Origin of the sequence: Ignisphaera sp. (assembly GCA_038735125.1) — an archaeon.
Taxonomy (GTDB): domain Archaea; phylum Thermoproteota; class Thermoprotei_A; order Sulfolobales; family Ignisphaeraceae; genus Ignisphaera.
Window position 1 is genome coordinate 121,924 of the sequence record JAVYNU010000004.1, and the last position, 23,639, is coordinate 145,562.

Sequence of the window (23,639 nt, forward strand, 5' to 3'; positions counted from 1 at the left end):
TCACACTACTGGTATGACAGCCTTCAAAACCTTGTCAACTCTTACCCTAACCTGATACACATCCTCAATAACATTTTCGGTTAGCACCTCGTCTGGCCTTCCAATTGCGTAGACCCTCCCATTTTTCAGCACAATAACCTTGTCTGAGAACCTATATGCTTGTGTTAGATCATGAAGTGACATTATTACTGTGAGTCTCTTCTCTCTGCTAAGACTCTTAATCAGATTGAGTATCTCTATCTGAAACCTCAGATCGAGATTTGACGTGGGCTCGTCGAGTAGCAGCACCTTCGGCTCTGCTGCTAAGGCTCTTGCAATTAGAATCCTCTGCAACTCGCCACTACTCAACTCCGTCAAGTCCCTGTCAACAAGGTTGCCAGCTTTGACAGCTTTAAGCACATTCAACGAGATTTCAATGTCTTTTCTAGTTGGCATGAAGTCTATGTGTGGCCTTCTTCCGGTTAAGACAAAGTCTATTACCTTGATACCCGGTACCACATATGTAGACTGCGTCACTAGTGATACCTCCTTCGCAAGCTGCTTTCTAGGGATGTCGTCAACGTTTTTCATATCTATGTAGACTGATCCTTTCACAGGCTTTAGTATGCCATCCACTGTTTTTAGAAGTGTTGTCTTCCCCGATCCATTCGGGCCTACAACAGCTACAATCTCCCCCTCAAAAACGTCGAAAGATATGCTGCCCAAAGCCTTAACACTATCGTATCTAACCTCCACATCAACAACTCTTATAATAACCACTCTATCACCTCCTCAAAAGAAGGTATATGAGCAGAGGTGAGCCAATCAAAGACAGTGTTATCCCAACGGGTAGTGTGACAGGAGATAGCACAAACCTGCCAATAGCATCAGCCACCACGAGAAGTGTTGCCGCTACAAGCATTGACTGCGGAACGAGGTATCTATGGCTATTTCCAACAACTAGCCTTGCAATATGTGGCGAAACCAGGCATAAAAAGGCTATTACACCAGAGAATGCAGTTACAATAGAGGCTCCAAGTGCTGCTACAACCGAGGTTTCTAGTCTAACCCTCTTAGCATTTACACCACTGACATAGGCAACATCATCTCCAAGACTCATCAGGTCGAAGTCTAGGGACCTGGCGATGAAGTATATCGAGAGCGCAAAAGCGCTGATGAAGAGTATCTTCAGCTCCTCCCATCCAACCCTGCCAACATCCCCAAAGCTCCAAAAAACTATCAGTGCTATTTGAAGTTCGTTCAGCTTGAGATATTGGATGAGGCTTAGCAGCGCTTGGTAGAAGAAGTTCATTGCTATAGCAGCTAAAACTAGGGCTCTTTCACTCAACCCAGCTTTGTATGCTAAAAGCAAAACAATAGCTGTTTGAATTAATGCAAAAGCAAATGCAAATATGGGTATTATATATGGGTTTGAATATGAGAGAATCACACCTCTTACAGAACCTCCAAAACCTGTTAACAAGGCTATTGCGACCCCAAGTGCTGCAGCGCTGGATATGCCAAGTGTGAAGGGAGAGGCCATGGGGTTTCTGAGCACAGACTGCATTGCTGTACCAGAAGCTCCTAGGATAAACCCTATCAAAATCCCTGCTAAAACTCTCCTCAGTCTGATTAAGAGGACGCTTGTTGCGTCAGGCGATAGGCTATTGCCCCAAAATAGAAGCTTTAGCACGTCTAGATAAGTCACATTGTATGCACCCACGGAAAGAGAAAATGGTATTACAAGCAATAGTATGGCTATAGATACCAATATAAAGATTTTCCTAGCCCTAAAAATTCTCTCTATAACCATTTATATTCATCCACATGGAAACATATCGCTTAGATTCGCAAATCCTGGGTACCCGCCAGCGACAAACTCTTGGTATAGTGGCTTACCGAGAAACACCTTGAATATCTCATCTGCTTTGGCAACTGGATCCACATCAGCAAACCTGTTTGGGTAGAGTACCTTCCCAATGAAATAAGCATCTGCAAATGCTGTAGCAACATTTGTGTGGTAGTAGTTGAATGGCAGAACGCCGTAGACTCTCCCAGATCTAAAAGCATTCAAGCTACAGTACATCGACGAATCTTTCCTGAAGTCGCTTAAAACTGTATTCAAGTTATTTTCGTCTATGAATATGAAATCTGGCTGTTGCTTTACCAGATACTCGAAATCTATTGTTGTAAAACCCGCTTTACCAGCTACAGAATCTACAATCGACGGTGTGTTCAAAAGCTGTAGAGGGGCAAACCTGGCTTGCGTTGATGTGAATGGCTGTGCACCTTTATATGATATCGCGCCTACGTAGACCTTTGGCCTAGAAGCTATATCTCTAGTCCTATTATTTAAATCGCTTACCAATTGGTTGATATAGTTAACAAGTTCTTTAGCTCTCTCCTCTCTCCCCAAAACCTTTCCAAGGATCATCAAAGCGTTCTTGATTCCATCAATATCTAGGTATCCCGCAACCCCATAGTCGATTACAAAAACACTTGCATTAACCTCTTCAGCTAGTCTATCAGGTAGGTAGAGATCTGCATATGTCCTAGACATTATTATTAGCTGTGGCCTTACAGTCCTTAGCTTTTCTGGATCCGGCGGTCTATTGGGGCCTCCAGGCCCTATCACAAGTAGGTTCTTGAATATCGTGTTGTAAGCCATTGCATAGTCTCTTCCGACTGGGCTTTGACTCAGCTCGATCTCCTCTACGCCAACAAGAAGATTGGTTGCATTTAGATATGCTACTAGCCTAAGCGCTCCTGGACCTATGGCAACTACTCTACCCAGATTCTTCGGAATTTTAACGGACCTATTCAAAATATCTGTAACAATAAAGTATGCCTGTGTCTCTGCCTCTTCCTTGCTGGTTCTCCCCATATAGAGAAGCAGATAAGAAACTCCGATAATCGCTATTGCAATGGCTATGGCAATAACTATAACCAAAGTTGCTTTAGCAACTCTTCTAATGAGCATTGGGGGTCACCTTGAATGGGATTTTTGTATACGTTATACCCCTTCCTATTACAGCTAGAGCCTCTTTACCTGCACACTGCAGACATAGGGGCTTTCCATCAACATACACAATCCTTGGCGCCATCACAAGCTCGCCACATTTGGAACACCTAATGCTCTCGAATATCGGTGCCCTCTCTATCTCCTCAACAATTTCAACCTCTTGGACAACGAACTCCTCTTCTGGGATGTCAGCCATTCTATAGCCTATCTCAGTCCACAGCCTGTGCAACTTCTCAACATCTTCTCTACTACCTCTTCTCTCAGCTACAACCTTATGGAATAGTTCGAGAGCCTCTTTAGAGAAGTATTTCTCTCTAAGCTTTTGAGCGTCTATGTAGACCCTAACACCTCTCCTGTTACCCCTCCTAAAAAGCGTAAGAGCATTCTTCCCAGTATCTATATACATCAAAGAGTTGTTGCCAAGAGTGCAACCAGTCGCTATTTGAACTCCATCAGCAAAACAGTTATTGGCTTCAACAATAGCCACAATATCCTCACTAATAGTCTCTCCAACACCGGCTTTGCTAATACCAAGTCTTTTCATAGCTATTTCAGATGCTCTAAGACCCAAAACTAGAAATGGGCATATATGCCCGTGAAATTCTCTTGCCTTCTCTATAAGCTCTTTACTTACCATAAGGTGCACCAATCAAATTTACATGTGTACAACATGAAATTAGTGTAGCCAAATATTTAAAAGCCTTTCGTCTGCAAAATAGAGTAGTCTTGTGGTTAATATGCGTGTAGAAGAAGGCGTCTTAAATAATTTCAGAGTTCTGTTTATAGAGATGGGTAATCTCGTAGTTGGCATAGCAAAGGATATCGGACCACGCATTCTATACCTTGCTCGCAAAGACAAGAGAGACTTAAACGTTTTTGGAGTGGTTCCTGAAATTTCTTTGGAAACTCCTGATGGTGTTTGGAGAATATATGGTGGCCATAGACTGTGGACATCTCCGGAAGCTTTTCCACGCTCATATTCTACTGAGGATAAGCCTGTTAAGATATATATGAAAGAGGATGAAATAGTTGTTGAGGGTAATCCAGAACCACAAAACTGTGTGCTGAAGAGAATTATTATTAGAAGAGGTGCCGACGACAACAGCCTAGAGGTTGTGCACAAAATTGAGAATATTTGTAGATGGCCAATACAGTTCTCTTGCTGGGCTCTAACAGTAATGAGACAAGAGGGAGTTGCAATAATACCGATAAAGTCTAGATGCGTGGATGAGAAATGCCTTTTGCCAGACAGATCAATAGCTTTATGGCCATATACGAAACTAACCGATAAAAGACTTGTTCTAGGAGATAGATACATACTCGTTAAACAAGACCCTAAAACGCCAAATCCATTAAAAATAGGTGTAAATGCGCATGAGCCGTGGGCGGCCTACTACATTTATGAAAACCTATTCGTAAAGACAACAAAAAAGGTTTTTGAGCCCTATCCAGACTTCAACTCATTTATAGAGGTTTACACAAATGACAAGATTCTAGAGCTTGAAACTCTAGGACCTTTGAAAACGGTTAATCCAGGCGATGTAAATACTCATACAGAGGTTTGGAAACTCGTTCACATAGGCTCCATGGAGCTTAGTGAAGATGTTATAGATAGATATGTAACAAAGTTTGTGGTGTGGTAGAAGCTATATCTGGAACAGCTTACTTATCTCTGATGCACTGTAAATCCCCTCTACCCTGCCATCCCTAATTCCATATATTTTTGTACAGCCCCTAGCAACTAAAACATCGTGTGTTGCTATTATGAATGTTTGGTTATACTCTCTATTCAACCTTCTTATAATATTCATCAGCATTCTTGTGTTTTCGGTGTCTAGAGCAGCTGTTGGCTCATCCATTAAGATTATAGATGGGTTATTTGCAAGCGCTCTCGCTATTGCTACCCTCTGTTGCTCACCACCGCTTAGGGTGTCTGGCGTCTTGTCGGCTAGCTTTTCGAGGCCCACAGCCTTTAGAAGCTCCAATGCTCTCTGCTTCCTCTTCTCCTTATCTATTTTCGCTAGGTACATTGGCAACTCAACATTTTCAAGGACTGTCAGCGTTGGTATTAAATTGAATGATTGGAAGACAAAGCCAACCTTGTATAGTCTGTACATATTCAACTCTTTTTCGCTCAACCTTGTAATGTCCGTGCCATCAACTATAACCTCTCCGCTATCAGGTTTGTCTAGCCCACCTATGATGTTTAGTAAAGTTGTTTTTCCAGAGCCTGATGGGCCTACGATACAAACTATATCACCTTTTTGCACTGCTAGGCTCAATCCTCTCAACGCTTCGAAAAGCACCTTCCCATATCTATATACCTTGACAACGTTCTTTACTATCACAATGTCTGCTCTAGGCATATCTCAACGCCTCCACAGGTTTTATCTTCGATGCTCTATAGGCTGGGTATATCCCTGCTATAACCCCTACTGCAATCCCAAGCAATATAGCAATAGCTATGTTCATAGGTGTTATGGTGGGGCGCACTAAAAATGCTTGCTGAAATACTCCTCTAGCTGGAGCTACACCACCTCTCAGATTATATGACGCTAAAGGGGCTATGATATACGAAAGTACAACACCGATTAATATTCCAATGCCACCCCCTATAAGACCAATTAAAAATGATTCTAATAGAAATAGCATCAATATAAAGCCTTTGCTTGCACCAATGGCCTTGAGAATCCCTATCTCCCTAGTTCTCTCAACAACACTCATAATCATGGTGTTGGCAACGCCGAATGCGCCAGCAGTTACAGCTACAAGCCCTATCGACGAGAAGAACATTGTTATCGTATTTAGTGCTTGCTGAACATTTTGAATCATGCTAAGCGGTGAGAAAACTGCAAGTCCGGGGAAAGAGGACTGGATCGCTTGTATTACATCGGATAGGTATCTCGGATCCCTCAACTTAATCATTATTTGTGACACCTTACCCACACTATTTGTTATGTTCTGCGCAACTTCTATAGGTATGTAAACAGCGTATTCCTGGAACCTCTCTCCACTTTGGAATATTCCGACAACTGTAAAGCTCCAAGTGGAGTTGCCTACTTGAAGTGATATTGCATCCCCAACAGAGATGTTGTAGTCCTCTGAAAGGCTTTTTCCGATAATGGCCTGGAAAGCAGTTGGATTTTGTAGAAAAGTCCCCTCAACGATATCCAAATTTGAGATATTTCTATATGTGGATATGTCAACACCATATACAGTGACCATAGCGGCAGAATTTAGATATGCTCTAAACGATAGGAGAGGTGATATAATCTCGATTTCGGGTATCGCGCTAAGTGTATTAATTATGCTAAGATCGATTAGATTTGTTGGCATAGCTGTAGGGAAGAATCCTCCTATCCTTCTACCCACAAAACCTTGTTGCATAGCCCCTCTAGTAGCATTATAGATTGTTATATCAGCTCCGGTCAGCCTCCTAATGAGCTCAGCTGATCTTTGTGTGCCTGTAGCTGTTATTGATAGCAAAGAGAATGTGAGTCCAATACCAATTGCAATACCTATTATAGTTAATGTTGTTCTGATTTTTCTTCTACTAAAATTTCTTTGCACAATTGTCAGTAGGGTGACCAAATATCAGCACCTTTTTAGCAAAGTGGTAAACAAGCCTTATTTTAGGGTTTTCCTGAAATGCTTTTTCATATGCTTTTAATTGACCTTGACAAAGATTTTTAATTGCATTTAACCGCTTTTGACCCAGCTCAAAGGTTTTATGAAGTCTTTTCCGCCTGCTTCGAAGGTTCCTATTGTCAGTTGGTAGAATGTTTCGTTTCTTTTGATGTCTTGAACCTCCTCTACCTTTCCCATAGCAACTATTTCATCCCCTTCCCTAGCAATATCTATGTACAGACCCTCGTAGCTCACAATCCTGCTAATCTTTTTGGCCTCTTCAACACCTTCTATCACCTTCACATCCTCTACTAAATACGTTGCCGGCATGAATATAGAGTCTCTTGCGTCCACAACCTTTGCTCTAATTGTTGCAAGCCCCCTGTATCTAAACCTCTTTTGCTCCCACACCTCGTCAACCTCGTTTTCAAGTTTTACTGGGTGTATCGAGAACTGCCTCCCTTTATACAAAGCTCTATTCCATTTATATTTGCTGTATAGAATCTTCACCTCTTCAACTGTTAATGGGTGTATCCTAGATATTTCAGTAGCCCAAGACTCTAAGGTCTCTCCTGATGGTAGTGAGAACCCCGAGTTTTCACGGCTGTAAAGCCTCTTCAGAGCATCTCTAACTCTGTATGAGTTCTCAACTCCATATACAACAAGATCTATGTCGGAGTACTGGGGGTTGTGTATCTTTAGGAGTATAGAGCCTGTTACACCAAAGTTTTTCAGAGGAACCCCAGACTCGCCAGATATTCTAGATACGAGCTCTACAGCAAGCCTCTCCAGCTGATCGCCAGGCTCTTTAATCATTTGACTTAGTCTCTCCTCGGGCTTATAGTGAATCGAAACCCTGTTCTCCGGAACCTCTATAAGCTCCACACCCCTATACTCATCAAATACAACATACTCTGGATAGCCCCTCTTCAAATACTCTAAAACGCTCTTCACACCCACAGCACTATAGAACGGCAAAATCCTTCCATACATAACCCCGTTTCTAGACCACTTAACCCTTATCCCAGACTCTAGATTAGCCACATACTTCAAATAGCTGAGGATCCTACCTCTGGGATGAACATTTCCTATAACACACAATATAAACCCTTCAAAAGTTTCTATGAAGTCTCTATCTCTATAGCCTCTCATATCCAAGCCCATACCACAACGAGTTTCTCAACCAGCTCTCTAAACATCTTTCCCAACTACTTTTACCAAGAAGACTAGAAAAGCTTTTGAGCGCAGCTATAACCGTGCTTACCTGTCCGTTGCTTTCATCAACGATTTAAATAGCTAACATACCATCGTCATGTCTACCATCCATATAGAGACTAAATCTCCTTTATATATCTAAATAAACTACATATTTCCATAGTTTTCTGCCAAAACATGGACAACTCAACATTAGCTAAACAGAGAGGTATGTTAAAAGAAGAAATGCCTAAGGTACTGCAAGCATGTATTGGCTACATTTAAGAGAATCAATTAGAGAGATGTTTTGAGAGAAGGGAAAAGATCCATAGTGTTTTCGACTTTTCATTGCTATTGCTTCTAACGGTTATACAACAGCCTTGAACTTACATGGTCTTACAGCTTTGCCGTGAATAAAGCTTTTGACCACCTTGTATTGAAAAGATGGACTTTTAATATTAAACCTTTGAGATATACCATATAGGTTCAAATATTCAGGTCTACTAGAAATATATTGTGGTAATTGACAGTAGGTGTTTTTAGTGTGATCAAAGAGAAGATCGACAGATATAAGGATAGGGTTAACTGGGCTGAGGAGGTGAGGAGGTTCACGGAATCTAAACTAGAAGAGATTGAAGCTGAGAATAATGTCAGGAATGTTGTCACGATGCTTTCACATCTACCAATAGAGTCTCCTAGAGGTTCCTCAGCCGCATCTATGAGGAAAGAATCGTGATGGTCATTGACGCTTCCCTGCCAGCAACTTTTATTAGTAAGGAGCCTGATCGGGAAAGCTTGTTGATTACATGAAGCTATGTGTAACTATTGACTTGGCATTGAAAGGAGTGCTGAATGCTATATGGAAGGATACAACAATTAGGAAAACTATAAGCATTGAAACAGCTTTTAGTTGCATGAAATTCTCTTTTCTATGACAGACACCAACATAGAGTTAGAGCCCGAAGACAGATACCTTCAAAGGCATTTGAAATAGCCTTGAAAACTGAAAACTGGTGTAGCAGTTTATGACACTCTATACATCGCACTAGCTACATCAAACGAGAGACAAGCAAAAGATTGTTAAAGCCAATGGAGTAAAACAACCATGCCTTTCACCTAGCACACACACCACAAGAAAATGCATTGCTTAAATGTTAAGAGTTTGTTGCAATGCTCTTTCCTCAACTAGATAATGAAAAGAACTGTCTTCATATCTTTATGTCTCTAGAGATTGTTGTTCACTTTAATGCGACTCCATGGATCGACACTGTATTGAGTATATTCAGTTGATTTTCTCTCAATGAAACTTAATGTCGACTACTCTGAAACACACTAAAAGCGATATAAGCATATATAAACCATTTAAACTTTTAATAAGCCTCTAATTATAGCTGTAGAAGGTGTTAATAATGGACAGCTACTCGACAATAAAGATAACCAAAGTTTCCTTGAATGGTTATGAAGAGGTGGATGATGCTGTTGCTGAGGAAGTTGAGGGAAGGGTTTACGTAGACGGTGTCGAGGTTTTTAGGATTCAGACATCGCCTCATATGCTCAAATATCTTGGGATAGGATATGCAGTTACACATGGATTTGATCTGACAGAGGCTAGAACCATTGTCGAAAATAACAATGTTCTTCTTTTCTATGCAAAACCTTTTGCAAGAGAGGTAAACGAGTGTTCCACGGATTTGAAGATCAAGGTGAGGCCTCGAGACATTCTGAAGATGTTTGAAGAGGCGAGCAAAAACGCGAAGCTGTTTAGCATGACTGGCTGCTTCCATTTCTCGGCTTTGTTTACCTTAGATGGTGTGTTGATAGAGATTGTAGAGGATATATCTAGGCTCGGCTCTCTGCTCAAGCTGGTAGGAAAGGCTTATGAGGGTGGGGTCGACTTTAGAAAAACAGTCGTTGTTTTATCGTCTAGAGCAGGCTCGGAGATGGTCAAGGCTATTACTGCTATGGGCATACCCATAGCAGTATTCAGAGGTGCGCCAACGCGGAAAGCTATTGAGATTGCTAGAAGCTGTAACATGGCTTTAATAGGGCATGTTAGAGGGGATAGATTTAATGTATATAGCGGCTTTGAGCTATTCGAGTTATAGCTGTTGCCAAGACTTTCTAGGACTTGGCATATAGTGGGTGAATCTCCATCTTATGTGTTTTAGAGCCTCTCTTCGACACCATTACCCACAGGTATTTCATGCCTCTCATAGGGGTTGAGACATTGGGGTGGTATCCCCTAGAAACTAAAACAGCGTCATAGTCTCTAACTATGTATACACTCTCCTGAGACTCGTCGAATATTGTTTGAATGCCGAAATATGGGCTCAGATCAAAGTATATGAAGATCTCATACATATCATCGTGCCTGTGCGGGGGGTACGAGCCCCAGGAGCCTGGCTCGCAAAATGTGTAGCCAGCTAACATCCTCTCGCTCTCATCTTTCTCTCCTATCAATGTGTATCTAGTCCTGCGAGACCCAGCATCTTCTATAATGGTCTTTTCAGCTTCTCCAAACCTCTTTAGATATGAGCCAAATTTTCTTGAGGCCTTAGTCTGAACAATGTATGCTATGGCGTTTTCTGTGCACTCCATATCCATGTGGCCTACATCTGCTGGAATGTAGAGCAGGTCTTTTTCAAAGAGTTCATAGCCACCAACTCTGCATCTCCCTCTCAGCAAAGCCAAAACCTTTTCACAGTCTCTGCATAGATCCAAGCTGAACTTTGTTAGATTCTTTGTATGGATATGCAGAAGAGATATGTCGTCGAGTCTAAAAACCTCGACAGGTTTATCAAAGATATTCGGCTTTTTAAACAGCATTTTAGACACCTCTAACTATTTTCACATTTCAAATTCTTGCTTAACTCTGTTTGCAATCGACAGGCAGCTTACCACCGGTTCTCTGCATGCAATTTCGAAAACAGGTAAAATATCTCTTTTCCTTTTAATCAGCCCTATAACAGCGTTCCAGTCAACAGAGCCTGTGAATGGAGGTTTATGCTCGTCCCTAAAACCGTTATTGTCGTGGAGATGAAGCTCTATTATACTGTTCTCTAATGTTTTTAAGAACGCATCTAGGTTTTTATTTATGTTTGCATGGCCAACATCTAAACAGATCCCGATTCCTTCGCCAACGCTTTCAACAATGTTTTTGAGGTCTTCGGGCTTTGAGCCAAACAAGTTTTTCTCGAGTCTGTTTTCGACGGCGATTCTGATTCCCCTATCCATAGCCTCTCTAGCGATTTCCCTAAAGAAGTGTAGGTTTGTGTTTAGAGGGTCTGAGGATGTTTTTAGTGTATGGAAAACAGCTATTGAAGCCCCTATCTCATGTGCGAATCTAAGCCACTTGACCATTCTGTTTAGAATATGTTCAAATGGAATAGTATCAGCATCTAATTCGTCATATGGCATATGAACAGACTTTATATATGTCTTTCTAATCGACTGTATGCTGTCGAGAAACTTTTTGAATAGAACATCCTCCACATACCTACCTCCAAACACGAGGAAATTGTCGTAGCATACCTCAACGTGGAAACCGCTTTCAATGAGTTTTGCTGTAGCCTCAAATGGGTCGAGGTTCAGTAGCACCATTGTTGAAAAGGCTATCGTAAACCACACCCAAAGCTCTTTTCAGTAAAATCAATGAAGATTAAAATATGTTTTTGTCCAGGTATATTGTTGTGTGTCTAAAATGTGTGTTAAAGTCTATTCGAATAGCGATGTACTGAAGATCATAGGGTTTATACCGCCAAGCCACAGGCATATGAGATTGGCTATATTTTTCAAAGACCAGACAATAGTCTTGCAAGAAGCAACAGTTGCAGCAATTGCAAGAACATATCTCAACATAGTTGCCCACCCGACTAAGAAAGCCGTGGAGTGCATCCAGATGAAGGTTGATAATAGAAAGCCTGGCTATGCTGAGTTTCAGCTTATTGAAAGTAGCAGATCTGAGGAGGAGATAATGAAGGATGTAACTACAATACTTAAAGATGTGTTTGATGCCTAGCCTAGGTTTATTGTCATTGATAGATTATTCTATCAAAGCTATGAATATGTCATTAACATTTGTGCCAGTATAGCCTGTTATAATAGCCTTTCTGAGCTTCGCGAAGTAGGTGTAGCTATCGTTGTTCTCTAGATACTCTTGCGGATCTAAACCTTGTCTCAATCCCTCATAATATGTTTCGCCATCAACTATCGCTCCAGCGGCTGGGCTTATACCATCAATTCCATCTGTCCCCATGCATAATCCAGCAACATTTTTTATACCTCTAATCGATATTGATAATGCTAGGCAAAGTTCCTGGTTTCTGCCCCCGACCCCTCTGCCCCTAACAGTTACAACAGTTTCCCCACCAGCTAAAATAGCTGCAGGTTTTTTTATTGGCATATCATATATGTGAATGCTTTTCACTATTGATGCCAGCACCTTTCCGGCCTCCCTAGCCTCCCCCTCAAGCATGGAAGTTAGAATAAGCGTATTAAATCCTTGGCTTCTTGCCTTTTCTGCCATAGCATCTAAAACCAATTTATTGCTTGCAACAATAATGTTTAAAACCCTATTGAAAATATTGTCGCCTCTCTTCGGCGTATCCGCTATTCTTCCCTCTAGACCCATTTCCACTATTCTCTTCATAGAGTCTTTCATCTCATCCCAAATACCACGTCTCTTCAATATATTGTAAACATCTCGAAAAGTTGTGTCGTCAGGTGCTGTAGGTCCCGAGGCTATAGTGTCTAGCCTATCCCCAACAACATCACTTATTATCAGCGATATGACTTTCTTTGCCTTTAAAAATCTTATGAACTTCCCACCCTTAACCTTAGAAAACCTTTTTCTCACAGCATTCAATTCGAATATATCTGCACCTCTTTTCATAAGTTCTCTGGAAATCCAGGCGATATCATCTAGAGTTACACCGTCTTCTGGAACCTCAAAGAGTGCCGACCCACCTCCAGATACAACAACAAAGACAATATCGTTTTCAGAGACATTGCTGGATACATAGTCTAGTAGTTGCTGGGAAGATTCTAAGGTATCCTTACCCGGAATTGGGTGATTACCTCTAACAAGATTTATATTACCAACACTGCCAATTTCATCGGGGGTTATAACAACCCCACCAACTATCCTATCCCCCAGCAAATCATTTAAAGCCATAGCCATTCTTTTTGATGCTTTTCCAAAACCTACGACATGAAGTCTTCCAGTTAACTCGATAATTTCATCCCCAATATATATCCTCCCACCATTAACTTTCACATGGTTCTTCACAGCATTATAGGGATCGGCCACAGCTAATCCATAATCGGCTATCTCTAGAATTAGCCTATGTAAAGTTGATTTAGCTACTTCATTAGCATTTTTTATAAACATGTTTGAGGCCCATGCAACGAAATAGTTCATAGCGCTTAAAAATTTTCGTTTACACATCTACAGGGTCTTCTATCCTCCTGCAAAAAAGTAACGTTCTCTGTAGCTGCCCAAGTATGGTTGCTCATACTGTTTTAGAGCTGTTCATAGTTGCTTTACCAAAAGTTTTTCCAAATTGCATAGCTTATGCATAGACGTTTTCAGCTAGAAGCTTACATAGTACAGATAAAGGTGTTCGCCGCCTACATTTTTAATGAGGGAAGCGTTGTCTCTAAAACTCTAAGTTACTATGGACTTGTCCTAGCCACATATATTTTATATCCTCTTAGATATGGTAGGCCTCTTTGACTCTACTGTAATTAATGTGTTTTTACTGGTTTTGGTATTATGAATAATGGCTGTTCCTGTATGTAGTTTTTGCCTAGTTTAAGTGCCTCTTCGGCTTTTGCCAGTTCTGCTCCTAGATATAGTGCATGTGATACTTGCGAAACCAATTCTAGTTCAACTATTTTGTTTCTTATTGCCTTAGCTGTCCTTCCTCTTAACAATATCCTTCCTTTTCTTCCTATGTACAGAGCCTCTATATAGCCTTCTTCGTGGTTTACTCTTATTTTGAATATTCCCATTGGGTCTAGTCTATATGGCTTATCCTCATCTTCTACATAAACAACTTGTTCGTAACTGTCCATCGGTGTGTCGTATCTTCTCTTATCTTTTAGTATTAGAAGTGATATTCCGAGGTCTTTTGGTGGAACCCCCAACATATTTGCAATTGCCATCATTTGAGTGGCTATTTTAACCTCTTTTGTCGAGCCCTTCGCCTTGTTACTTTGCTCTACTGTGAGAACTATACTCACTCCTATCTCATGTGCTAACCCAACGAGGATTGCGTTTACCCCTACGCTATCAGCATCTATGAGCTCTGTGACATTTCCAATACCCATGAATAGTGGTATATCCTTTCTAACCTCCCTGAACTTTGCATAAGCTTGAAGAGACTTAAATGTGTTTCCAACTGGCTCCAGAATAGCATCTGCAAAAACCTTTTCGAATCCATGACTCTTAACAACATCTACTGTTTTCAGGAGAAGGTCAACTCTTTCTCTATAGTCTCTTGGTATTGAGTTGTCAATCGGGTTTCTAGGGATGACAACAACAGCTATGCTTTTATCAATTTCTTTCACATTTTCTATGTTGGTTAGATCTATGTTTATAACCATGTCAGCCCCCGCCTCAACACCTCTGAGAATTTCGCTTGGAATTGAGGTATCTATAGCTATTGGAACATCAAAAACCCTTTTAACAGCTCTAACAACTCTATAAACCTCATCTGGGTGAGGTTCCAAAGCCTCAAAGCCGAGGCTTATAATATCAGCTCCAGACTCAACTAAGTAGGAAACCCTTCTAATGAGCTCCTCATCAGTTAGCGTATAACTATGAAAAATCTCTGAGGCCACCCTAATTGGGGGAGGCTCCAAGGCTACATATATTCCTCCCACGATAAAGCCTTTCTCTAAAGCCATTCTCTCAACCTCCGTCAAAACCTTTCTACATCTCTCAATTCTGAGACTCTGCAAAACCTCGTCTGCAGGTTTGTCAGGCGATAAAGCTTCTAAACCAACTCTAAAAACATCCGATAGGTCAACAGCATTTATAGGTCCCTTGACTGTTTTGATGCCAGTTATAGCCTCTACAACTCTTCCAGAGCCTTTAACCAAGCCAGGTATGATAATATATTCATAGTCGCCTCTATGGACTCTTCCAGCAAGGAGCTTAGCAATATAGTCAACAGTCATGAAAGATGCTACATCAACAGGAGCGACAAAAACATCTACCTCATAACCACTAATAGAGGCTATTGTCCTTCTAACAATAGGCTCTGCAAGCCTACCAGTAACAACAAGTACTCTAGCCATACACACCACACTACAAGAACACATTTCTTCAAAGCTATATAGGTTTACACAAAATCTTTTCAAATAGAAGCTGTGTATTATGTTCAACGACATTGAATATTCTGTTGAACTTCAATACTTTGATTATGAAAGAACTTATTAGCATTAGACACAATATAACTCTTGGGTGACACAATTGGCTGAAAAGACTGTCCAGGAAATGCTCAAAAAATACTTTGGTGTAAGTGCCCCAAGGCTTGTCATAGGAGTGCTGATGATAATTTTTGGGATACTGATTATAGTGTTTCCAGAACTAATAGCATGGCTCATAGGCATATACTTGCTAGTATCTGGCATACTAACTGTTGTTGATGAGATGATGAGAGGCCGGAAGCTTTCAGAGGCGTCGAAATAGTCTTTGGACAACACTATAGGGTGCCTTCAGGAACAATTTCTATTTTTATTGTTTAGAAAGGATTTAAGCATTGCCGAATATCTTTGTGGGGTAGACTCTCTTTAGTGGTTATGCACATGATCTTCATGCTCCACAGGCTCTAGCACCTCGCTGATTCTGTTCTCTATGAGCATCTTTATAGCCTCCTCCAGATTGTACAACCCTTTTTCTCTCTTTGGCAAGACATAGATTTTCATCCCCAAGCTTCTCAGCTGGTAGAAGGCCCCCTGGCCAATGCTGGCAACAACCACAGCTTCTACTCCCTGTCTAGCAAGCTCCTCTATTATCAGATGTCCATGTCCTTGGCCGTGACCATGGACAACATGTTCGTTCTTGAGCATTTTTGCTACTCTAAAGCTATTCCCGTCTATCTCAACTATTGCAAAGAACGGTGCTCCGCCAAAATGTGGAAAAACATATGGGTTTTGGCCAGAGCCTGCCACAGGTATTGCTACAATAACTGTCCTCTTCATCTACTGCCTTGCCCCTTTCCCAAGAGCCTTCTAAGCTCCTCTATCCTAGCATCAATCCCTTTTAGCATCACATCGCTGATATATCTCCTCAGCTCTTCGAGATACCTAATCTCAGTCTCTGGATCAATGGGAGCTATTGGTACAGTTGGTGGTGGTGTGATTGGTGGCTGGTACCAGTATTTGCCTAGATATTGTAGCCAGTACCACCCTCCACCAAATAGCCATCCGGGTCTCTGCCACGGTGGTAGATGGCTCCAGGGCCCATTGCCTGGGTATGGGCCTCTCCAAAACCTATTCCACCAACTCATTTTCGTCACCAGTACTTGAAACCTGTTTCTCGGTTAATAAGCTCTTATTATCATCGACCATCTGCCTAGTTGAAACAAGTTTCATAGGCTTTCTCTCAGCTAGCGCCTTGGCAACCTTGAATCTAGCGCCCTCTAGAATTCTCCAAAAGGTTGCTTTTGACAGGCCCATTCTATTCGCAGCCTCCTCCATGGAAAGCCCCTCAACATGTATGTGGACAAGGGCCTCAACCTCGTAATCGTAGATCTCTATGTAGTCGCCGAAGCTCAGGCTTTCAACAGGTTTAACAGGTATGAATACAGTGTCTTCAATGGGTATACTACACCTTGCGGGGGGTGTTCTAACACCGAATCCACCCATCCAGCCTCTTCTGAATCGCCTAGGCACACAAAGCCACCGCTACCAAGAATGAATGCTTTTGCTGGTAGATTTTTGCGTTAGGAAATATTTTACTCTTTCTGATTGGCTGGTTAAACATGTTTGGCTAATGCTACACTGCTTATATTCTTCTCTTGCTCTTCTCCAACATCTTTGTAGAGCACATACTCGCTATCAACTATTCTAAAGCCCATCGATATAAGTGTTTTGAGTAGCGATGTCTTTGAAGAGTCTACTGGTATAACAATGCTTGTGTCTATGCCTCTATCAGCAAACCTCTTTACAGAGTCTATCAACACCTTTAGAGATTCTGTTGGTCTGTAGTAGGATAGTGCCAATCTCTCAACAACAATCTTGCTACTGGCGGTAGATAGCTGTGCAACCCCAGCTATTCTCCTACCCTTGTAAACTGTTATTATCGTTACCTCCTCTCCGCTAAGCCTATATATAGCTTCGTCTACATCCCATGTGAAGTTGTTCCACATGGTCAAATCAAGTAGTTTGACTCTTGGAATAGACGCTCTCTTGACGCTGTCAACGCTTATCCTAGTCCTCTCCAAAACCTTCTTATCTACGCTAATATCTATGCTACTTAGCTTTGCCTCTAGAACTAGAATGACATTTGATATTCTATAGCCGTTCTTTACATACATTCCAAGAGCCCTATTATTATGGTTTTTCACAGTTAGATAGATTTTCTCAACACCCTCACCAGCCAACGCCTCTTCAACGTTTCTAAGCAGGCACTCTCCTATTCCCCTCCCCCTAAACATCTCGTCTATGGCAAGGGCGTCGACATATGCCTTATCTCTCTTCTTATAAACTATGGCAAAGCCTGCCACACTCTTGTTGTGGATGGCAACATATATTCTGATCCTCCTGCTCCTCTTCCTAATAACACCGGCTATCCACTCTTTGCTCTCCAAATCGAGATACTGAATACTCTCGCTATATATCCTAAATATGTTGTCAACATCAGAAATTCTGGCTCTTCTAATGGAGATATCCAAACATTTATCGCTAGACGAATCATCTTCTGAATCTGAATCCGATTCCTCCATACAATCCCACATTCATTACATGTAGACTATGCGCTACAGAGTTTAAAAGCATTTGCATGTTAAAAGCGAGGCATGTGTATCGAAATGCTGTTACCTCTCATAAACAATCTCTCCATCGATAACAGTTTTAACAATGTCTAGCCTATCATCAACAACTACAAAGTCTGCCCTATAGCCTGGCGCAATATCTCCAATGTTTATCCCAAGCCTTATGCTCTTAGCGGGGTTGTAGCTAGCCATCATAGAGGCTTCTCTTAGTGTGTATCCAAGCGACACAATGTTTCTAAACGCTTTATCTATGGTCAGCGTGCTCCCAGCTAAACCACCTGTCTTCGCCAATCTGCATACACCCCTCTCAACAACAACTTCTAGACCACCGAGATTGTAGACGCCATCGCCAAGCCCTGTAGCCGCTATGGAGTCTGTAACCAGAACTATTCTCCTAGGCGTCGCATAGTCTACAACCATCTTAACGACTGCTGGGTGGAGATGTATGAAGTCAGCTATAATCTCTAGATAGACATTTGGAGACTGGATAAGGGCTAGAGCAACCCCAGGGTCTCTATGGTGAAACCGCCTCATGCCATTGAACAGATGTGTAGCCTTCGAAACACCTAGTCTAACAGCCTCTAAGCCAACCTCATAGCCAGCGTCTGTATGTCCAGCGCTAACGGTGACCCCCAAGCCCTTAGCAAACTCTATAAGCTTTGCAGCCCCCGGCAGCTCAGGCGCTATGGTAATCTGCTTCAGCAAGCCCCCAGACTCCTCGTAGTAGACCTTGAACTCCTCTACAGATGGAAGTCTAACAAACTCTGTGTTCTGGGCCCCAGCCACCTCACGACTGATATAGGGCCCCTCTAGATGTATACCAAGAACCCTAGAACCAATAGATGGTTTCCAAAGCTTTGAAGCCTCTCTAACAGCTCTACAAGCCCTTACAAGGGTTTCATGAGGTGCGGAAACAGTTGTTGGAAGAAAGCCCGTAACCCCATACCTCACAAACCTCCTAGCCATCTCAATAACAGTCTCAGGCAACGGGCTAGCAGTTATATCGAAACCTCCAACACCGTGGGTATGGGTATCGACAAAACCTGGCAAAAGAGTCAACCCTCTAAATCAACCCTCTCATCAGCATAGCCATCAAAGCGCCCAGAACCAACACCAACAACATTATTAGCTTTCGTCAAATGCTAGCTCAATGACCATACCGAGACAACGTAGTCTAAGAACAGAAAGACACTCACACTAGAACAATATGACATGTAGCCAGAATAACAGCCTCGCCCCCCAGCTGTGTGGATGACACACAAACATGGGCATACCAGGGTCAAGCCCCCTAGACAACCCCCAGGGCTTATCCCCTGAGAGCTGCCTAAGGAGCTGGGCCCCAGCATGCCATGTTTGTGTGTCATCCACACAGCTGGGGTTTGGCGCCCCGAGTATATAATATGCTCTGTGCTAGATATATACGGCTTTCTGCAGATAATACCTCTATTACTTTTAGTTATATGTATTATGGTATTGGTTTGGATAGCTATATTCAACCTGTTGCTAGTAATACTAGTGTAGCACTTTTTATAGAGGGTTTTTATTTTGTTGGATTTCCATAGAACTTGTACTTTCTTTGCCTACCGATGTGCACATATATGTTCTGCTTCAATTCGTAGTAGGGCTTTGGGTTTTGGTGTTGCTGGCTTGGATGAGAATGGTTTAGTCGAATCAGTTGTATCGAGGTTTAGGAGTGCTGGGTTCGATGTTTATAGGAATGTCGTTTTAGATGGTGTTGAGTTTGATGTTGTTGCTTTTGAGCCTTCTTCTGATCGTGTCTATGTCCATGTTGTAGAGGTTAAGAGGAGGCCTCGTGACAAGGTCTATAAGCAGATTTGGAGGCGTATTGAACTGACCGACTATCTCTATGTCGCTATTCCATACAGTTTCTACACATGGGCTTTGAGTAGAGTTGATCCGAGGGTTGGCATACTGCTTATAAGAAACGGTGATGTCATTGTCTTTAGAAGGCCTGTGTACCTAGGCAAGGGGATGACAATAGTCAGGAGCATGTGCAGATCCGCTATAGTTGCTAGCGAGCTTTTGAAAGGTGTTTGCAATAGGTTTGCAGAGCCTTTTCAGCACATACAATCTACTGCTTGATTGTTCTTCCACCCGCCCACAGGCTATCGAAGTAGTTTAGAAGGGTTCTGACGGCATCTGGACAGTCTATCTCTACAGATGCTTCGTGGTTGAGCTGAAGAGCACTCTCAGTCCAGTTGTGGCTTCCAAGAACAGCCGTTCTATTATCTACTATAACCAGCTTGGCGTGGGTTGTCCTACCACTAGACTCGTCGAGTCTAACACTTATGTTGTTTCTAAGCAGAAAGGCTATGGTATCTGGATAGTCCTTGTACGTCACATCATCCACCACTATCTTCACATCAACCCCATACCTACTCTTATTAACAACTATGTCGAGAAGCTCGTTGACAGGGTCGCCAGGCTCTGCAGGATCATATTTCATAGCATACATAACTATGTAGATACTTTTGTTGGCTCTTTCAAGAAGGCTTTGAACAGCCTGGAAATAGCTCTTATCAACCAGAACACCAACCCCACACCCAAACCCCACCGAAGACACAGAAGCGTTCACTATCGTGGCAAGCGACGCGACGTGGACAGGCGTTTGCAGCTCTACATACATTGCCTGGGTTTGAGTCAATGTCGCTACACACGTCTGTGTAGCCACAGCCCCTCGTTGCTCCACAACACGCATGGCTGCAAAGGCTATTGCAAATCCTATCAACAGCCCAAACACAAACACAACAAACATTTTCGAAGCCACAGCACTTACCACCTTTTAACAGCAAAACTTGAAATAGATCACAAGAGGTATTTTACCTTTATAGCTCACAAACCCAACTCCTCTACACAATGAACCAAGATCAGCAAAAACTCAGCAGCGGATAAGCCGCTATAACTGTGTTTCGCTATCCAACCCTATCAGCAATGAATATGAGAACAACTAACTGTGGCGCCAGATCAGCTCTCTGAGGATCAAGCTACGCAGATTCGAGACCAGGATTGCTACAACCAGCTCTGGATCAACACCTCCTCTCTTTATACATTAGCGCGCTGGCGTCTCCACATTCTATTGCTTGATTTGTTTGTTGTTCTAGGCGTGTGGTCGCCTCTATGCACTAATCTTGAATATTCTTGAGGAGTGCCAAATTTCTTGGGACAGGTGAATGGGATGAAGATGAGAACGAGACTGTTGAGGGGTATTGTGGGTATAGAGGCTGCTATAGTGCTAATAGCATTTGTCGTAGTGGCTGCTGCACTAGCCTTTGTAGCACTAAACATGGGCTTTTACACAACACAAAGAAGCAAAGAGGTCATGGCCCAGGGCCTCGCACAAGCAAGCAGCTCACTAGAAGTAGACGGAACAGTACTAGCAAAGGTAGGTACAACTAACCAAGAAGTAATATGTGTCATAATACCAGTTAGACTATCAGCAGGACAAAAAGACGTCGATTTGACACCAGGAAAAGCAGACATAGCAACATGGGTAATAAACAAGATAGCTGGCACAAACCTCTATAACGATACGAAGCAAGCAGTCACCAATCTTACTAAGGCAATTAATAACCTTGGAAAAACTGGGACTTACAGCTATAACATAACGAATCTCTGTATGCTAGCAGGACACGTGACCAATGGTGTTGCAGTAGTGTGGAGTCCCAACAACAACGGTGATACAGTGCTCCAGCCGGGTGAGAAAGTCTTGATTGTTGTCAACTTCACAAAGCTGGCTGAAGATCTTGGCCACGCAAGTATAAAGGGTCTCAACCCGTACGACGTCTTTAAGGTTGAGATTAAGCCTCCGATTGGTGCTGCTCTAACTGTTGAGAGGACTGTTCCAGCGTCTTTAGCGTATAGTGTCATAGATCTTGGCTAGCCTTGGGAAAGGCTGTTGATGTGATTGGCTTGAAATTTGAAAACAAAAATATTTTTTTACTCTCAAATACTTTTTCTGGTTCATCTTCTTCAGACCATTCTCTAATTATCATATTTTTTGAGTCTATAGCCTTCATCGTTATAGGCACTATTCTGCTCTACCTATCCACTTTTCAAAGCGATGTATTGTTTTATGTGTTTATTGGCTTGGCTGTTGCATGCCTCGCCATAGGCCTCCACATACTCTTCGCCCTAACACTACACCTAGCTAAATCCAGACACAGATAGACATATTCACAAATTCCAGACGCCTAGAAGCCCCAATACTAAACTTACAGAGACGCTCTCGGGTTGCCTATTGAGGCTTCGAAGAGCTCTAGAAAACATGCTCAACATCCAACTAGATATACCCCTCCGACTAGCCATAGGAACACTCTTTGTAGCGTTCTCCACATTGGTGCTCATAACCCTCTACACAATATCCAAAAGACAGGTTCGCTAAACAAAACCTGAGGAACGTGCAGTATCCCCTCCCACGATACTTTTTAGATAGTTCTTCAATATTTTTAGCTCCGCAAAAGAGATTAACCCCTGCTGTAGACTCGCTAGCTCCGCCCACAACTCACAAAGCTCCGTGAAGCCCAATACTGCAAGGCCCATCTATAGATTGAACCTCATCGCATCGCGGCTCACTGCCAAACAGAAAAACAGAGTTATTCAAAAGTATTCAAATCTATTCTATCGTTAAAAGGGAGGATACGTACCGACAGCATATCCGCAAATAGCCAACGCATTAAATGGGTTAGCAAACAATATACCAAAAGAAATAGACAAGCCAGTAGAAAAAGGATATGCACTAGTGATAGACTTTCCATGGCTACTAGTTGGAATAGTAGTTACAATAGTAGGATTGGTTACCATAGGCGTTGGTTACTTAGTCCGCAATAGCACTGTTGCATGCTTAGGACTTTATATAGCATCAGCCGGACTGTTCATGATGTCTGGCATAGCGGGATTTGTCATAAAGAGTATCAGTACTGCCATTAGCGTCAGCGTTGCTAGTTCACTTGGCGGAACACTTCTTTGGAATCTCTTTGGCTCTAACTGTAACGTTCTTTCACTACCTCCTGCAGGAAGGTAAAGTTAAAAATTTACAATTTTTTATTAATATTCAATATTTAGGTGGTGTTGTATGGTGCAGCAGGTCTCGGGGAAAGAGCCGTCTTTAAAGACTGCCATAATGTATATTGTAATAATTGTAGCTTTTTGTGCTTTCCTTGTTTGGTTTATGCCTTGGTTTTCATTGCTTTTGATAAAGGCTTTTGGGTATTTGACTGCATTTGTAGTGCTTCTAATCATGGCCATGATAATGGTGTATATACTTATGTTATTCTATTGGCTTGGAGCATGCCATAGAATTAGCTTGAATCTAGTCTTTTTAATTGTGCCTATCAGCGGCGTGATGGGGATTGCATGTGCATGGTATTCAAACGAGGTTTTGGAGATATTGCTTAACATAAAAATGGGATTCAATGCCATTGGGAACGCAATTATTGCGTTCATAACCTTTCAATTTGTTGTCACTCAATTGTTGGCTAGAAAGTACTGTGTTAGCTGATGTTATGTGTTTGCCTATCTGTGTTTTGGGATGTTTAGGTAGTTGTTTGGTGTTTCGTAACCGTTTGTTTGGTTTTTGACGGCCTTTTGTTTGGATGGTTGTGTATGCAAAAATACAAAAATTTTATATATGCTCTATATGCGTTGTTTGTGTGGTGGTTTGAGTGAGTGCGTCTGCTGTTGTTGTTAGGGATCTTGTTAAGGTCTATGGTAGGGGGTCTGTAGGTGTTGATGGCCTTTCTTTTACTGTTGGCGATGGTGAGATATATGCTTTGGTTGGGCCTAATGGGAGTGGTAAG

Annotated in this window: 28 protein-coding genes; 10 read left to right on the forward strand and 18 right to left on the reverse strand. The window is 42.1% G+C overall.

Annotation, left to right across the window (positions count from 1 at the left end):
- The 4 genes from QW284_06085 to QW284_06100 are packed head-to-tail and all read right to left on the reverse strand — an operon-like array spanning position 1 to position 3,638.
- Positions 1-759, reverse strand: a complete 759-nt coding sequence (locus tag QW284_06085; GenBank protein MEM0339237.1) for an ABC transporter ATP-binding protein — start codon at positions 757-759, stop codon at positions 1-3.
- Between the two features lie 4 nt (positions 760-763).
- Positions 764-1,792, reverse strand: a complete 1,029-nt coding sequence (locus tag QW284_06090) for an iron ABC transporter permease (GenBank protein ID MEM0339238.1) — start codon at positions 1,790-1,792, stop codon at positions 764-766.
- Positions 1,793-1,798: 6 nt separating this feature from the next.
- On the reverse strand, positions 1,799-2,959 hold the full coding sequence (locus QW284_06095) for an ABC transporter substrate-binding protein (protein MEM0339239.1): 1,161 nt from the start codon (positions 2,957-2,959) through the stop codon (positions 1,799-1,801).
- Positions 2,949-3,638, reverse strand: a complete 690-nt coding sequence (locus QW284_06100) for an FmdE family protein (GenBank protein MEM0339240.1) — start codon at positions 3,636-3,638, stop codon at positions 2,949-2,951. The genes QW284_06095 and QW284_06100 overlap by 11 nt, the downstream gene beginning before the upstream one ends.
- 100 nt (positions 3,639-3,738) lie before the next feature.
- Here QW284_06100 and QW284_06105 point away from each other — a divergent pair, with 100 nt between their 5' ends.
- Positions 3,739-4,644, forward strand: a complete 906-nt coding sequence (locus QW284_06105) for a hypothetical protein (protein ID MEM0339241.1) — start codon at positions 3,739-3,741, stop codon at positions 4,642-4,644.
- Between the two features lie 3 nt (positions 4,645-4,647).
- Here the strand turns inward: QW284_06105 and QW284_06110 are convergent, their stop codons facing one another.
- The 3 genes from QW284_06110 to QW284_06120 form a co-directional block, all read right to left on the reverse strand.
- Complete coding sequence (locus QW284_06110; GenBank protein ID MEM0339242.1) at positions 4,648-5,367, reverse strand: ABC transporter ATP-binding protein; 720 nt, start codon at positions 5,365-5,367, stop codon at positions 4,648-4,650.
- A complete protein-coding gene (locus QW284_06115; GenBank protein ID MEM0339243.1) occupies positions 5,360-6,592 on the reverse strand; it encodes an FtsX-like permease family protein in 1,233 nt (410 codons plus the stop codon). The genes QW284_06110 and QW284_06115 overlap by 8 nt, the downstream gene beginning before the upstream one ends.
- A 108-nt stretch (positions 6,593-6,700) precedes the next feature.
- Positions 6,701-7,780 carry a hypothetical protein gene (locus tag QW284_06120; GenBank protein ID MEM0339244.1) on the reverse strand — a complete coding sequence of 360 codons (1,080 nt, stop codon included), beginning with the start codon at positions 7,778-7,780 and terminating at the stop codon, positions 6,701-6,703.
- A 586-nt stretch (positions 7,781-8,366) separates the two neighbouring features.
- Here QW284_06120 and QW284_06125 point away from each other — a divergent pair.
- Both QW284_06125 and QW284_06130 read left to right on the forward strand, forming a co-directional pair.
- A complete protein-coding gene (locus QW284_06125) occupies positions 8,367-8,558 on the forward strand; it encodes a CopG family transcriptional regulator (protein ID MEM0339245.1) in 192 nt (63 codons plus the stop codon).
- A 673-nt stretch (positions 8,559-9,231) separates the two neighbouring features.
- Positions 9,232-9,927, forward strand: a complete 696-nt coding sequence (locus QW284_06130) for a formate dehydrogenase accessory sulfurtransferase FdhD (GenBank protein ID MEM0339246.1) — start codon at positions 9,232-9,234, stop codon at positions 9,925-9,927.
- Between the two features lie 16 nt (positions 9,928-9,943).
- Here QW284_06130 and QW284_06135 read toward each other — a convergent pair whose 3' ends face one another.
- Together QW284_06135 and QW284_06140 are read right to left on the reverse strand one after the other, a co-directional pair.
- Positions 9,944-10,648 carry a 5-deoxy-glucuronate isomerase gene (locus QW284_06135; protein MEM0339247.1) on the reverse strand — a complete coding sequence of 235 codons (705 nt, stop codon included), beginning with the start codon at positions 10,646-10,648 and terminating at the stop codon, positions 9,944-9,946.
- Between the two features lie 21 nt (positions 10,649-10,669).
- Positions 10,670-11,449, reverse strand: coding sequence for a sugar phosphate isomerase/epimerase (locus tag QW284_06140; protein ID MEM0339248.1), 780 nt, complete (start codon positions 11,447-11,449; stop codon positions 10,670-10,672).
- Between the two features lie 73 nt (positions 11,450-11,522).
- On the opposite strand from QW284_06140, the gene QW284_06145 reads away from it, so the two are divergent.
- Positions 11,523-11,840: a hypothetical protein gene (locus QW284_06145; GenBank protein ID MEM0339249.1), complete on the forward strand. Its 318-nt coding sequence runs from the start codon at positions 11,523-11,525 to the stop codon at positions 11,838-11,840.
- Positions 11,841-11,864: 24 nt separating this feature from the next.
- Here the strand turns inward: QW284_06145 and QW284_06150 are convergent, their stop codons facing one another.
- Together QW284_06150 and QW284_06155 are read right to left on the reverse strand one after the other, a co-directional pair.
- On the reverse strand, positions 11,865-13,241 hold the full coding sequence (locus tag QW284_06150; protein ID MEM0339250.1) for a glycerate kinase: 1,377 nt from the start codon (positions 13,239-13,241) through the stop codon (positions 11,865-11,867).
- A 326-nt stretch (positions 13,242-13,567) separates the two neighbouring features.
- Positions 13,568-15,124 (reverse strand): dihydropteroate synthase-like protein, encoded by a 1,557-nt coding sequence (locus QW284_06155; GenBank protein MEM0339251.1) that lies wholly within the window; start codon positions 15,122-15,124, stop codon positions 13,568-13,570.
- 166 nt (positions 15,125-15,290) lie between these two features.
- On the opposite strand from QW284_06155, the gene QW284_06160 reads away from it, so the two are divergent.
- Positions 15,291-15,518 carry a DUF3096 domain-containing protein gene (locus tag QW284_06160; protein ID MEM0339252.1) on the forward strand — a complete coding sequence of 76 codons (228 nt, stop codon included), beginning with the start codon at positions 15,291-15,293 and terminating at the stop codon, positions 15,516-15,518.
- A 101-nt stretch (positions 15,519-15,619) separates the two neighbouring features.
- On the opposite strand, the gene QW284_06165 is transcribed toward QW284_06160, so the two are convergent.
- The 5 genes from QW284_06165 to nagA form a co-directional block, all read right to left on the reverse strand.
- Positions 15,620-16,030, reverse strand: a complete 411-nt coding sequence (locus tag QW284_06165; GenBank protein ID MEM0339253.1) for a NifB/NifX family molybdenum-iron cluster-binding protein — start codon at positions 16,028-16,030, stop codon at positions 15,620-15,622.
- A complete protein-coding gene (locus tag QW284_06170; GenBank protein ID MEM0339254.1) occupies positions 16,027-16,338 on the reverse strand; it encodes a hypothetical protein in 312 nt (103 codons plus the stop codon). Before QW284_06170 ends, QW284_06165 begins: the two co-directional genes overlap by 4 nt.
- Positions 16,322-16,723: a DUF134 domain-containing protein gene (locus tag QW284_06175; protein MEM0339255.1), complete on the reverse strand. Its 402-nt coding sequence runs from the start codon at positions 16,721-16,723 to the stop codon at positions 16,322-16,324. Before QW284_06175 ends, QW284_06170 begins: the two co-directional genes overlap by 17 nt.
- 83 nt (positions 16,724-16,806) lie before the next feature.
- The gene (locus QW284_06180; protein MEM0339256.1) at positions 16,807-17,775 is read right to left on the reverse strand and encodes a GNAT family N-acetyltransferase; all 969 of its coding nucleotides are present in this window, start codon (positions 17,773-17,775) and stop codon (positions 16,807-16,809) included.
- Positions 17,776-17,865: 90 nt separating this feature from the next.
- Positions 17,866-18,873: an N-acetylglucosamine-6-phosphate deacetylase gene (gene nagA / locus QW284_06185; GenBank protein ID MEM0339257.1), complete on the reverse strand. Its 1,008-nt coding sequence runs from the start codon at positions 18,871-18,873 to the stop codon at positions 17,866-17,868.
- 597 nt (positions 18,874-19,470) lie between these two features.
- Here nagA and QW284_06190 point away from each other — a divergent pair.
- Positions 19,471-19,926 (forward strand): hypothetical protein, encoded by a 456-nt coding sequence (locus QW284_06190; protein ID MEM0339258.1) that lies wholly within the window; start codon positions 19,471-19,473, stop codon positions 19,924-19,926.
- Here QW284_06190 and QW284_06195 read toward each other — a convergent pair.
- Positions 19,916-20,623 (reverse strand): phospholipase D-like domain-containing protein, encoded by a 708-nt coding sequence (locus QW284_06195; protein MEM0339259.1) that lies wholly within the window; start codon positions 20,621-20,623, stop codon positions 19,916-19,918. The genes QW284_06190 and QW284_06195 overlap by 11 nt on opposite strands.
- Before the next feature lie 396 nt (positions 20,624-21,019).
- Between QW284_06195 and QW284_06200 the strand changes: the two genes are divergently transcribed.
- On the forward strand, positions 21,020-21,724 hold the full coding sequence (locus QW284_06200; GenBank protein ID MEM0339260.1) for an archaellin/type IV pilin N-terminal domain-containing protein: 705 nt from the start codon (positions 21,020-21,022) through the stop codon (positions 21,722-21,724).
- On the opposite strand, the gene QW284_06205 is transcribed toward QW284_06200, so the two are convergent.
- Positions 21,708-21,860 (reverse strand): hypothetical protein, encoded by a 153-nt coding sequence (locus QW284_06205; protein ID MEM0339261.1) that lies wholly within the window; start codon positions 21,858-21,860, stop codon positions 21,708-21,710. The two genes, QW284_06200 and QW284_06205, sit on opposite strands and share 17 nt — an antisense overlap.
- A gap of 221 nt (positions 21,861-22,081) precedes the next feature.
- Here QW284_06205 and QW284_06210 point away from each other — a divergent pair, with 221 nt between their 5' ends.
- The 3 genes from QW284_06210 to QW284_06220 all read left to right on the forward strand — a co-directional run bounded on the left by QW284_06210 (position 22,082) and on the right by QW284_06220 (position 23,341).
- Complete coding sequence (locus tag QW284_06210; GenBank protein MEM0339262.1) at positions 22,082-22,225, forward strand: hypothetical protein; 144 nt, start codon at positions 22,082-22,084, stop codon at positions 22,223-22,225.
- A gap of 357 nt (positions 22,226-22,582) precedes the next feature.
- Positions 22,583-22,864, forward strand: a complete 282-nt coding sequence (locus QW284_06215) for a hypothetical protein (protein ID MEM0339263.1) — start codon at positions 22,583-22,585, stop codon at positions 22,862-22,864.
- Between the two features lie 51 nt (positions 22,865-22,915).
- Positions 22,916-23,341 carry a hypothetical protein gene (locus QW284_06220; GenBank protein MEM0339264.1) on the forward strand — a complete coding sequence of 142 codons (426 nt, stop codon included), beginning with the start codon at positions 22,916-22,918 and terminating at the stop codon, positions 23,339-23,341.
- The last annotated feature ends 298 nt before the right edge of the window (positions 23,342-23,639 follow it).

What these genes read in the sequence shown, in the direction of transcription:
- QW284_06090 (MEM0339238.1), bottom strand. Translation starts at nt 1,792, where the DNA reads ATGGTTATAGAGAGAATTTTTAGGGCTAGGAAAATCTTTATATTGGTA.
- QW284_06095 (MEM0339239.1), bottom strand. Translation starts at nt 2,959, where the DNA reads ATGCTCATTAGAAGAGTTGCTAAAGCAACTTTGGTTATAGTTATTGCC.
- QW284_06100 (MEM0339240.1), bottom strand. Translation starts at nt 3,638, where the DNA reads ATGGTAAGTAAAGAGCTTATAGAGAAGGCAAGAGAATTTCACGGGCAT.
- QW284_06105 (MEM0339241.1), top strand. Translation starts at nt 3,739, where the DNA reads ATGCGTGTAGAAGAAGGCGTCTTAAATAATTTCAGAGTTCTGTTTATA.
- QW284_06110 (MEM0339242.1), bottom strand. Translation starts at nt 5,367, where the DNA reads ATGCCTAGAGCAGACATTGTGATAGTAAAGAACGTTGTCAAGGTATAT.
- QW284_06120 (MEM0339244.1), bottom strand. Translation starts at nt 7,780, where the DNA reads ATGAGAGGCTATAGAGATAGAGACTTCATAGAAACTTTTGAAGGGTTT.
- QW284_06130 (MEM0339246.1), top strand. Translation starts at nt 9,232, where the DNA reads ATGGACAGCTACTCGACAATAAAGATAACCAAAGTTTCCTTGAATGGT.
- QW284_06135 (MEM0339247.1), bottom strand. Translation starts at nt 10,648, where the DNA reads ATGCTGTTTAAAAAGCCGAATATCTTTGATAAACCTGTCGAGGTTTTT.
- QW284_06145 (MEM0339249.1), top strand. Translation starts at nt 11,523, where the DNA reads ATGTGTGTTAAAGTCTATTCGAATAGCGATGTACTGAAGATCATAGGG.
- QW284_06150 (MEM0339250.1), bottom strand. Translation starts at nt 13,241, where the DNA reads ATGAACTATTTCGTTGCATGGGCCTCAAACATGTTTATAAAAAATGCT.
- QW284_06155 (MEM0339251.1), bottom strand. Translation starts at nt 15,124, where the DNA reads ATGGCTAGAGTACTTGTTGTTACTGGTAGGCTTGCAGAGCCTATTGTT.
- QW284_06165 (MEM0339253.1), bottom strand. Translation starts at nt 16,030, where the DNA reads ATGAAGAGGACAGTTATTGTAGCAATACCTGTGGCAGGCTCTGGCCAA.
- QW284_06170 (MEM0339254.1), bottom strand. Translation starts at nt 16,338, where the DNA reads ATGAGTTGGTGGAATAGGTTTTGGAGAGGCCCATACCCAGGCAATGGG.
- QW284_06180 (MEM0339256.1), bottom strand. Translation starts at nt 17,775, where the DNA reads ATGGAGGAATCGGATTCAGATTCAGAAGATGATTCGTCTAGCGATAAA.
- QW284_06200 (MEM0339260.1), top strand. Translation starts at nt 21,020, where the DNA reads ATGAAGATGAGAACGAGACTGTTGAGGGGTATTGTGGGTATAGAGGCT.
- QW284_06205 (MEM0339261.1), bottom strand. Translation starts at nt 21,860, where the DNA reads ATGAAGGCTATAGACTCAAAAAATATGATAATTAGAGAATGGTCTGAA.
- QW284_06220 (MEM0339264.1), top strand. Translation starts at nt 22,916, where the DNA reads ATGGTGCAGCAGGTCTCGGGGAAAGAGCCGTCTTTAAAGACTGCCATA.